At 45.3% G+C, this 9,879-nt stretch carries 12 protein-coding genes; 8 read left to right on the top strand and 4 right to left on the bottom strand.

Translation table 11 applies throughout. The annotated features are described in order from the left end of the window. Positions 1–75: 75 nt before the first annotated feature. Both ELY33_RS05095 and ELY33_RS05090 read left to right on the top strand, forming a co-directional pair. A protein-coding gene (locus ELY33_RS05095) for an IS3 family transposase (protein WP_126942763.1) occupies positions 76–1,646 on the top strand; the annotation gives its coding sequence in 2 pieces (ribosomal slippage) (positions 76–529 and positions 529–1,646; 1,572 coding nt in all). 81 nt (positions 1,647–1,727) lie between these two features. Further along, positions 1,728–2,624, top strand: coding sequence for a hypothetical protein (locus tag ELY33_RS05090; RefSeq protein ID WP_126944906.1), 897 nt, complete (start codon positions 1,728–1,730; stop codon positions 2,622–2,624). 62 nt (positions 2,625–2,686) lie between these two features. Here ELY33_RS05090 and ELY33_RS05085 read toward each other — a convergent pair whose 3' ends face one another. The 3 genes from ELY33_RS05085 to ELY33_RS05075 all read right to left on the bottom strand — a co-directional run bounded on the left by ELY33_RS05085 (position 2,687) and on the right by ELY33_RS05075 (position 5,696). Further along, entirely contained in the window at positions 2,687–4,120 is a 1,434-nt protein-coding gene (locus ELY33_RS05085; protein WP_126944904.1) for a hypothetical protein, read from the bottom strand. Then, positions 4,083–5,210, bottom strand: coding sequence for a nucleoid-associated protein (locus tag ELY33_RS05080; RefSeq protein WP_126944901.1), 1,128 nt, complete (start codon positions 5,208–5,210; stop codon positions 4,083–4,085). Before ELY33_RS05080 ends, ELY33_RS05085 begins: the two co-directional genes overlap by 38 nt. A gap of 189 nt (positions 5,211–5,399) precedes the next feature. Beyond that, a complete protein-coding gene (locus ELY33_RS05075; protein ID WP_479694253.1) occupies positions 5,400–5,696 on the bottom strand; it encodes a JAB domain-containing protein in 297 nt (98 codons plus the stop codon). Positions 5,697–6,998: 1,302 nt separating this feature from the next. Between ELY33_RS05075 and ELY33_RS05070 the strand changes: the two genes are divergently transcribed. Together ELY33_RS05070 and ELY33_RS17795 are read left to right on the top strand one after the other, a co-directional pair. Continuing rightward, positions 6,999–7,670 (top strand): tetratricopeptide repeat protein, encoded by a 672-nt coding sequence (locus tag ELY33_RS05070; RefSeq protein ID WP_126944895.1) that lies wholly within the window; start codon positions 6,999–7,001, stop codon positions 7,668–7,670. A 69-nt stretch (positions 7,671–7,739) separates the two neighbouring features. Continuing rightward, entirely contained in the window at positions 7,740–7,886 is a 147-nt protein-coding gene (locus ELY33_RS17795) for a hypothetical protein (RefSeq protein ID WP_167470043.1), read from the top strand. A gap of 94 nt (positions 7,887–7,980) precedes the next feature. Here ELY33_RS17795 and ELY33_RS05065 read toward each other — a convergent pair whose 3' ends face one another. After that, a complete protein-coding gene (locus ELY33_RS05065) occupies positions 7,981–8,379 on the bottom strand; it encodes a tetratricopeptide repeat protein (protein ID WP_126944892.1) in 399 nt (132 codons plus the stop codon). A 393-nt stretch (positions 8,380–8,772) separates the two neighbouring features. Between ELY33_RS05065 and ELY33_RS05060 the strand changes: the two genes are divergently transcribed. The 4 genes from ELY33_RS05060 to ELY33_RS05055 all read left to right on the top strand — a co-directional run bounded on the left by ELY33_RS05060 (position 8,773) and on the right by ELY33_RS05055 (position 9,826). After that, entirely contained in the window at positions 8,773–8,955 is a 183-nt protein-coding gene (locus ELY33_RS05060; RefSeq protein ID WP_126944890.1) for a hypothetical protein, read from the top strand. Between the two features lie 75 nt (positions 8,956–9,030). Then, the gene (locus tag ELY33_RS18205) at positions 9,031–9,159 is read left to right on the top strand and encodes a hypothetical protein (RefSeq protein WP_279629866.1); all 129 of its coding nucleotides are present in this window, start codon (positions 9,031–9,033) and stop codon (positions 9,157–9,159) included. Further along, the gene (locus ELY33_RS18200; RefSeq protein WP_279629865.1) at positions 9,156–9,287 is read left to right on the top strand and encodes a hypothetical protein; all 132 of its coding nucleotides are present in this window, start codon (positions 9,156–9,158) and stop codon (positions 9,285–9,287) included. Before ELY33_RS18205 ends, ELY33_RS18200 begins: the two co-directional genes overlap by 4 nt. Continuing rightward, entirely contained in the window at positions 9,287–9,826 is a 540-nt protein-coding gene (locus ELY33_RS05055) for a hypothetical protein (protein WP_126944887.1), read from the top strand. The genes ELY33_RS18200 and ELY33_RS05055 overlap by 1 nt, the downstream gene beginning before the upstream one ends. Positions 9,827–9,879: the final 53 nt, after the last annotated feature.

The following is a 9,879-nucleotide window of genomic DNA, read 5'->3' as shown; positions in this document are numbered from 1 at the left end:
CCCCCTCTGTCAACCTAGTTGTCCGGTTGGCGATATTGCCCAAATCTATTCCAGAGGGAGCGGCATGGAGCACGTGTGCCACGTTATTCTGCAGAGCGTAAAGCCGCCGTACTGAAAAAGTTGTTGCCCCCCCATAATCGCAGTGTGGTGTCGGTCGCCACTGAAGAAGGCATCTCTGACGCGACGCTGTATAGTTGGTTAAAACAGTGTCGAGAAAAAGGAGTGCCTGTGCCGGGTTACACCCAAAGCGACAACGAGTGGTCGCCTGACGCCAAGCTTGCCGTGGTCATCGAAACCGCCACCCTCTCAGAAACAGAGCTTGGTGCTTACTGCCGCGAAAAAGGCCTTTATCCCGAGCAAATCCAGCAGTGGAAAGCCGCTTGTCTCCAGGGCGCTGGCCAACAAGAAGACCAGCAAAAAACGGCACAAAAGCAGCGTAAACAAGACCGTAAGACGATCAAACAACTCAAAGCGGAAGTGCGCCGCAAAGACAGAGCCCTAGCGGAAACCACGTCGTTGCTGGTGCTCTCAAAAAAGCTCGACGCCTTGTACAGCGAAGACCCGAACAGCGGCGAGGACGACTGACGCCGTTTGAGGAACGTGCAAGGCTCATTGCGTTATTTGATGAAGCGATAACGGGGGGTGCTTCCCGTTATCAAGCAGCGGCGATTATCGACGTGAGCGAGCGCACACTGAAACGCTGGCGTTCTGCGTGTGGCGCGGTGGCTGAGGATCAGCGTCCACACGCGGTACAAGGCCGTCAGCCGCATCAACTGACTCACGAGGAGAAACAGGCCATTTTGAACGCCTGCCATCGCCCCGAGTATCAGAGCCTGCCGCCGTCTCAAATCGTGCCGTTACTGGCCGATCAAGGGGCCTACTTGGCGTCCGAATCGTCGTTCTACCGGGTGCTGAAAAAGCACGAACAGCAGCACCACCGAGGGCGAATGAAACCACGCCGACCAGTACCTGAGCCGACGAGCTTTACGGCCACTGGGCCGAACCAGGTCTGGTGTTGGGATATCAGCTACTGTTCTTCCGTTGTGCGTGGTCAGCACTGGTATCTCTATCTGATCATGGATATCTACAGCCGCAAAATCATCGCGTGGGAAGTCCATGAGGCGGAATCAGGCGAGTTAGCGAAACAACTGCTGGAACGCGCCTTATTGCGAGAAGGCTGCTGGCATCAGCCCCCGGTGCTGCACTCAGATAACGGTGCGCCGATGACGTCTTATACGCTTAAAGCAAGATTAACAGAGCTGGGAATGTTGATGTCTTACAGCCGGCCGAGAGTGAGCAATGACAACCCTTACTCGGAAGCGTTGTTCCGCACCGTCAAATATTGCCCCGCGTGGCCTACGAAGGGGTTTGCATCGCTGAGTGCGGTACGAGACTGGATGCTGGCGTTCGAACGCGCTTATAACGAACAGCACCTGCATAGTGGCATTCGGTACGTGACACCCGCTGATCGGCATCGAGGTGTCGACCGAGAACGTCTTGAGCACCGCAAAGCGGTTTACGAAAGGGCTAAGCGCCGGCATCCACAACGCTGGTCGGGCAGCACCCGAAACTGGGAGGTGCTCGGTTCGGTGTCGCTCAACCCTGGAAAAATGCACGAAATCGAGCGTAATAAACAGGCTGCTTAGAGGCAGCCATTTGGACAACTGGGTTGAAAATCACCGGTCTACGTGCAGGGAGAGCTGGTATTTGGAGACCCGGACATTCTCATGGAGCAACATGAGTGGTCGCTTGCTGACCACCCTGCTCGCCTGGAAGCGTCCGAATTCAAGATCGTGGATACCACAAATACATTTGAAATTGATTTGGACGGCAATCGCGTGACCATTGGCTCTGGCGAAGCCGCTGAACAGCTCACCATGAACATCGAAGTAGACGACTGGACGCCAACCAGCCTAGTGCAATGGCTAGATCGCAAAATACGTACACCGTGGCTCAGCCAAGCTGAATTACTGGCCTGGCTAAGTGACGTCGTGACCTACCTAACACGTGACCGCGAGTTAAGCTTGTCGCAACTGATGCGCTGCAAATTTATTCTCGCTCGCAAGCTGTCTGAAAAAATACATGGCTTCCGCCAAGCGGAGCGCGAGAAGGTCTACCAAGCCAACCTATTCGGATCTGACGCCCATATTGAAGTTTCCTTCAACCAAGGCTTTACCTTCTTCGATGAGATGTATGCTGGCGTTCCGAAATATCGCGGTACTTACCAGTTCAAAAAGCACTTCATGGGGCCTGACGAGGTGCCCGTCTTTGACTCCAAAAAGGTTAATGGTGAAGAAGAACAGTGTGCATTCATGATTGATTCGCACCCGAGGGTAAAATACTGGACACGTAACGTCAGTAGGCACCCAAATTCGTTCTCACTACCGACCTCCACAGATAAATTCTATCCAGATTTTGCCGCCCTACTTGAGGATGGCCGTCTGCTTGTCGTGGAATACAAAGGCAAAGACCGAACGCCCGAGGAAAGCCGCGATTCACGTGAGAAAAACCTCATTGGCCAGCAGTGGGCAAAAGCTTCCGATGGTAAGGCTGTCTTTGTAATGGCCACTATTGAGAAGGGTGATCCGAAGGAAGTGCGCGTGGCGATTGATAACGCTTTGTAAAAGCACTCCCTCCCCCGAATAAGTTTTGCTAAAGGGGGAGGGGTAAGTTCAATATAAACTTCTTACTCTTCTTTTTTTATAGACTCAGAATGCTCTTGTTGACTGCTAGCATCTTCTTGGCCTCCGCTATGAATGGCAGGTAAACCTATAAACCCCAAAAAGAATATTATTGAAGAAACCACCAGCCCAATATGCATCAATTTTATGGTGCGTTTGTAAAGCTGTATTGCATCAAGAATTGGTCGTAAAGCAAGATCTTTATATTCAGCCCTGCTTAAAGCAACATGCACGCTCCTATGCCAGCTCCGCATGTGACAAAGGTCACTTACAAGTGAACTTGAGCTTATATATCGTTGCAGCAATATTCCAGTCCAAGTCACACTCAAAACGACTATACAAAATACTAAACCAGACCATTCCCAGCTACCATTTGATGTTATCAAAGTAAGGCGAACACCTAACCCTGCGGCAAGAGCAGCTAACCCTACAATAAAACCGTTTGCTAACCTATGGATTCTAGAAGTTATTTTAGAAATATCTTCACCCACAGCTTTTCTTAAATCGGCAACAGCTTTAACAGCCTCAGTTGATTTAAACCGTATATAAGCTTTATGATCGAGACGCGCCCCATCAAGAGCTTCTTTTAATACTTTTTTAGCAGCTACAATCCAACTAGAGTTATTATCTTCATCCTGCCAAAGAAGTGTAGCTAAACGTCGTATCAAAACCTCATGCCTTGCATCTGCATCTTGCCGTACTAGCAGCCACTCAACCGCTTCTTTCAGTTGTCTGTAAAAGGTAGGATCATCTAAAGAATCATCAAGATTAAATACAATTTTACGTGAGCCATTAATTGACACTTTTGTTTTTACGTCTTCAGCCCAAACCTCTGAAACCAAAACTGTAGACAATTTCAGTACGGCTATTTTCTGCCACTTAGACCACAAATCCCCCTCACTAATCGGGCCGGTTAAAAGCCAACGGTATGGATCAGCGGGAACTTTTTTAGCTGTCAAATCACGAACTAGCCCTATTCTTGGATCTACTTCGTCAGAACCATTATCTTGTCGAGGCAAGCTAGGTATCAACTCACCATCCCAAGGTTTAATACAGTATCTACGTGTACAAAATTCAGAAAAATTTTGTAGCACTAAAATCTCTTTTACATATAAAAAATCCTCTCTATCCAACTCATACAGAAAGCCATTTAAAGTCGCAAAAAAGAGCCTTCCCCCTACAGGTTTTTTTATTAATATATTCAAGTCTTCCCCATCGATATCCGCTAGAGAAATTTCTGAATATTCTCCATCGCGAATGTATATCGACCATCCTGAATTTTCACTATTATCAAACTCGGACAAAGCATTTCTAATGCTTTCAACAGAAAAAGAATTTGCGCCAATAAAAATACTTAGCTCTTCTAGAGTCTCTTTGACATTGTTGCCTGAGTCTATGTTATCAATCAGGAATGCGAGGCATTTTTTCGAGTTCATCATCGCGATATAATCCAGTTGATTTCACGGTAATTGTAAACCCCCCATTCTCCTCAGGATGTTTTTTTACTTTACCATCAGCCTCATGACTTGAAGAGAACAAAATTGAAACACCCTCATTTGTCACTATTCTTCTATACTCTGCCGGGGGAGGCACCGCTCCTGAAAACTCAAATGCCTCTGTACTAATCCCATGCTTTTTCGTATTTTTTTCAAAAGTTTTGAGAATTGGTGAGCCAGAACTCACACCATGGATGATTGACCCAATAAACTCTTCTGGCTTTTCAAAATCGAATCCATCTAGCCTAGAAAAAGTTTCTCGAACAAATCTTTTTGGGGCTTTTGCCACTTCAGCAGGAACTTCATCGATGTGAGCTTTAATAGTTTTGACAGTAGCTTCTTCTAGCCGCTTTGTTAGCTCCTTGGGCTCTAGCAAACGTCTTATATCAAGAAAGTTAGAAAAATGTTGTGTAGCATCTCTATATTTTCTAGATGAGTGATCGACTACAACAACGCGATCTCTTTCAACTTCTTGATTCACATCATTAATATTTGAAAATCGAACAACTGCAGATTTTTGCATTGCTTTACGATCTTGCGTAAAAGTCTCTATCAACGTCTCTAAATCTGGAACGGGATTACCTTCATCATCTAAAACAACATCGCCTTTTTTATCCAAAGCATAAGAATAGGAAACCACCTGCTGGTGTTCATACTTAACTATAGCTACTAATCTTTCATTATTAGTAGTTTTAACCAAAAAAAACATTAACACACCTGAAGCAAGTCTTTTATCTTGCTTCACCTTCTCCTTAAATCTTTCTGAAAGCTCATGGGACACTTTCACAAACTCATCGACATTGCTGCTGCCAGGTAGTGCTCGGCGAAGTAAACTAGGAACACCAGCTCCTGGTAAGAACAGATATTGTGCTCCTCTTAAGGTCTCCTTTATTCTTTCTATAAAAAATTCTGCACATTTAGGAGGGCTAACTTCTGCTAAAAAAACGGGATTATCTGATTCAGGATCTACCACATGGAAGATCATTCTTTCTATCGTTAATTCTAAAATTTCACTTTCGTTCAATATACTCAAAATACTGGTTCCCTAGTAGATTTCTGACCTCTGAACGTCCAACTCGACTATGATATACCCTATAGCTCACATCCTAATGATCTGCATAGCGGATGACTCTAAGTATATAGTGTCATCCGCTATGCAGACTCGGCAACCAAAACTTATTGCAGACGATTAGCTAACGCTCGGGTTAAAAACTTACTTATTTCAGAGAATTCCCAGTTTCGCAAACGAGATACAACCCTCACTGCTCACCACAACGTGATCGATCACCCGGATCTTCATCAAGCCCAAGGCTCCCTTGAGATGCTGGGTGATGCGTTGATAGGAATCGCTGGGACAGGTGTTACCACTAGGGTGGTTGTGAACCAGGATGACAGCACCGGTGTTATAGGTCAGCGCTGCCTTCAGCACTTCCCGTGGATAAACACTGGCAGCATCAATCGTACCCCGGAATAGCTCCTCGAACAGAATCACGCGGTGCTGGCTATCCAGAAACAGCACGCTGAACACCTCATGCTCGTAGTGTTGTAGTACAACCGCAGGTACTCAAAGGCCGGGGTAATTTTGTTGTGTCTATTACCTGGAATCCACATTCAATCTTTAAAAAAGGCTTAAAACACCATTAATTTGTGTCTCATTGAGGCAAGATTCTGGAAAATCAGCATTCGTCGGGCTCCACTGAAATCCAACTGAGCTGCCAGAGAGCGCTTCTGAGAGGTTTTATATATACGGTACCCCAAGAACCCATGTGATGTTTCTAGCGGTACCTGCAGATTGATTGGGCTTTTTAAAGGGTGGTTTAGGTGTGATGGCAGGTTTATAACTGCATTTAATACATGTTAAAGGTGGTTACTAACTTATTGATTATTAAGATATTTCTATTTTTTAATTTTTAGGTATAATTTCGGTCTTTTACTGCGATGCAACATGCATAAAACGACCTTTTGGCATTGCCATGAGCTGTAGGGAACTCTCTGGATGTGCAGACTTTCTCAGTATTTAAGAAAAATCTTTTCTGCCACTTCATCTCCCATCCCGTTAATCTGGGTTTTAACAAAACTTTAACCACCCCAATAACCCGTCTTTGTAGGCCTATGAGCTGTAACGACATTAGAATAATTATGTATTTGCTCAGATGCAGAACGGCAACTGACCCCGCAACCAGGATCCTGGACGTGGCCGCCTCGACCCAGATCGGCTGATTTTCTGCCACTTTATTCTCTCTCCCCCTTAACCCGGGGTTTGAGTTGCCATTTTTAAAGCTCACCGGCCCCATAAACCTATTTTTGGGCTTTTGAGCTGTAACAGTGGTGGGTTTCTGCCGCCTTTTCTATCACCCCAATGCCGCAGGGGTTTGAAATACGCATTATTGGTATGTGTGTTACTGGGATGACAGCTTCGACCTCCTGAGAAGGGCTCAGAGACCGCCCTCGGGGTATTCTCACCAGCAGGCACGTAGGATATCAATGATGTCAACTCGACATCTACCAATCCTCCTTCTTATGGAGATGATGAACTATAGCTTAGGCACTCGTCCAATTTTCGGATTCCACTTCAATCTATATGGTAAGTAGATATTAGATTTTTTATAATTAAAGATCTTGTTAAAAAGAAAATTATTTAAACTACCATATATATTATAAGAGTTATAAAAATTCTCATATTTTTTTAAAAAATTCTGGATTTTCTCTATTTCTCCGTTGTACTATTTAATGATTATATTTTATATGTATCGCTAATTATTGGTGCGTTAAAAATATTCAATTAGTGTTTCCTTAATATTAGAGCAAACGGGTAGTAGGTATGATGCAATATGGTTCTTCTTATGTTAAATCATTTAATGAACCCTTTGAGTGTGCCACTTATGAGACTGATTTAGAAATTTTAAGAAATTTAATTGAAAAAGGTGATCCTAGAGCACATTATGAATTAGGGTATCTCTATGAAAAGGGAATTGGACTACCTAATGATTATAGTAAAGCAGTTTGTTGGTATAGATCTGCTGCCGAGTTAGGAAGTGCCGAAGCTCAATTGCGTTTGGGACTTATGTATTCAAAGTATGATTGTATGCTAACAACCCCTCAGACTATTAACCACCGTATAGCATTTAATTTATTTTATCGTTCTGCTGTTCAAGAAAATGCAGCTGCGGAGAATCAACTAGGAAATATGTATTCATCCGGTGTAGGTGTAGAGAGAGATCATCATGAAGCGATTTACTGGTATCGCCGGGCTGCTATCCAAGGAAATCCTGATTCTCATTTTCGTTTGAGTAAAATTTATAAAAATGCTGTAGGTGTTAAAAAGAACATTGTAATGGCCTATATATTTGAGGTTCTATGCTCAAGTCATGGAAACCATGAAATGAACCTCCAAGATAGCTGTAATAAATTATCTCTTGATCAAACCTTAAAAGCTTTTGCTATAGCTAAAAGTTGGCGTGTAGGTAATTCATTACCTAGCTACGACATTTGATAAAAGGATGGTTAATAACGCAGAAACCAACAATTAACCAAATTAGTGAAATACTACAGGTTCGCCGTGATGCCGTATCACGAAGGTGACGCCGAACACGATAATCCCGAGTTTGATGCTAATGCAGCACGAGACCTGCTTTCTTATCAAGATGCGTTTCACGTGCCAAAGAGGTACGTCAGTGCCCTTGTTGGCAAGCCAGCATTTCCACGCTAACGAACCTACTGCTCAAACGTCCTGATCTAGGGACCATGCAACCTACAAGGCCTCAGCATGAAACGAATATTCTTCCTTTTTACATGCGTTCTGTTCATTCCGTGGGCGCATGCCGATCATGTCCCTGCTCAGCAGCTTGCTGATACCAAGTAAAACCTTCCTGTAAATTCAATATAACTCCCATACCAACCAGATATGCGAGCCCCATTCTGCTCTGAGCGTCAGCATGTCCTTGCTCAGCGGCACGGCGAGTCCAACGAATACCTTCACTTGAGCTCCTAGGAATACCTTTACCACCTATATACATCATACCGAGGTGATACTCAGCGTTGGCATTTTCCTGTTCAGCCAGTGGCTCGAAATGCTCCAAAGCAGTGGCGTAATCACCACTTTCATAAGCATCAAGTCCTTTGTTAAATGACTGACCAAACGCTGGAATAGTCCCCAGAAAGAGGGCTCCGACAAATAGAATAACCTTACTTATTGGGCGCATAAACGCGAATCCTTTTGTTCTAGAAGTCGCTCATGCTATCAATTTAACTTAAGTATACTGCGATATTTTTTCTGTTTTATGTTGAGTTTTACAGTGGGTGAAGCTTGGCCCTAGTGAATGGCCGAGCCCATACTTTATTAACTTACGTTTGCCAATTACTCTGCTATTATGTCGGACATTGGCAGACAAAGAGAAGCCACATGAATAAATCAAAGCGCGTAACTGTGCGACTTAACGACGATGAGCACGAAGCTCTTGAGAAAATCGCGCACCAGCAGCGAGAGAACGGGTTTTATGGTGAGCACGTCTGACGTTATTCGCGCGGCGGTCGCTGATTACGTTCAGAAACACACAAACGACGACAAAAAGGGATCGTAATGCTGATAGCAACATATGGAGCAGCAACAAGGCCGTTTTGAGCGACTGACTGAGCTGTTACAAGCGATGTGTCGGTATGAGCATGACCGTTTGAGCACAGTGGCCAAAGTGCTGTTGGAAGAAGCACTGACCGAAGCTGCGCTTGGTGCTGAGGATGCGCAAATTGCGCTTGATAAAGCGGGCGAAAAAGCCGCGTAAGAAGAGAATAGAGTGCCTTGCCACGGCTGGAACCCGTGGCAAGGCATGCACCGCACAAATTTTGAGGAAAACGCGATGCAACATAAGACTAACATATCATTGACTCACCGCGCCCTGGTTGGAGTTTACCGCTTTGCGCAGGATAGCGGCATAGTAACGCTGCCGATTATTATTGGGGCTGCACTGGTGGAGGTACTCCTATGAGATTTACTACTTATGAGCTTCGTCGTGTACTCGAAATCTTGGCGAGTTATCTCGACGCACCGCTGAACCAGGCAACTATCGACTTAGCGCTACGCTTGGCGCGCGTTACCCGCTTGGAGTCCGCATAATGAACCTATACGTAGTTGTCACCGATGACACCATAGACGACGCTGCCTTACTTGCTGCCCTTGAAGTGGCAGGTATAGAGGCTCAGGTAAAGCCCTTGCACCTACAGCGGGCCGCCCAGGTGTCGGCTGAGGTTATCGCAGAGTATCCTCCAGGTGAGCAAGGCCACGCACGGGACATATTAATCGCGTGGATGGATGAAGCGCTGGACGCTGCCGACGATGCCCGTTTGAAGCGAATCACTGACAATATTGAAAGGCTAAAGCGTGACCATGGGGAATTAGTGACGTGGCGCTGCCCTGGCGGTTATATCGTGCTTGATATGCCGCTAGGGATTACTAACGCAGTTGGTCTTACTTCTAATGATGCGTACCGCCTGATACGCATACGCGAGCTTACTGATCTGCTGTTACCCCAGCTTGAACGGATTGCGCCAAGTATCCTGCAAGGTGTCATAGGTGTTGAATGCTCTGGCGATCGTAGTGACTATGAAAGGCTTGTTGCGCTTGCGTGTCGTGAGATCTTCCGGCACCAGAATTAGATATAATAGACGTTATAGTCAGTTGTCAAAGCCTGCCATTAAGCGGGCTTTTT

The organism is Vreelandella andesensis, assembly GCF_003989795.1.
GTDB lineage: Bacteria > Pseudomonadota > Gammaproteobacteria > Pseudomonadales > Halomonadaceae > Vreelandella > Vreelandella andesensis.
This window is presented reverse-complemented; position numbering and strand designations above follow the sequence as displayed.

Coding starts and splice junctions, on each gene's coding strand:
- ELY33_RS05060 (WP_126944890.1), top strand. CDS start 8,773: ATGGAGCAGCAACAAGGCCGTTTTGAGCGACTGACTGAGCTGTTACAA.
- ELY33_RS18205 (WP_279629866.1), top strand. CDS start 9,031: ATGCAACATAAGACTAACATATCATTGACTCACCGCGCCCTGGTTGGA.
- ELY33_RS05070 (WP_126944895.1), top strand. CDS start 6,999: ATGATGCAATATGGTTCTTCTTATGTTAAATCATTTAATGAACCCTTT.
- ELY33_RS18200 (WP_279629865.1), top strand. CDS start 9,156: ATGAGATTTACTACTTATGAGCTTCGTCGTGTACTCGAAATCTTGGCG.
- ELY33_RS05065 (WP_126944892.1), bottom strand. CDS start 8,379: ATGCGCCCAATAAGTAAGGTTATTCTATTTGTCGGAGCCCTCTTTCTG.
- ELY33_RS05055 (WP_126944887.1), top strand. CDS start 9,287: ATGAACCTATACGTAGTTGTCACCGATGACACCATAGACGACGCTGCC.
- ELY33_RS05090 (WP_126944906.1), top strand. CDS start 1,728: ATGGAGCAACATGAGTGGTCGCTTGCTGACCACCCTGCTCGCCTGGAA.
- ELY33_RS17795 (WP_167470043.1), top strand. CDS start 7,740: ATGCCGTATCACGAAGGTGACGCCGAACACGATAATCCCGAGTTTGAT.
- ELY33_RS05085 (WP_126944904.1), bottom strand. CDS start 4,120: ATGATGAACTCGAAAAAATGCCTCGCATTCCTGATTGATAACATAGAC.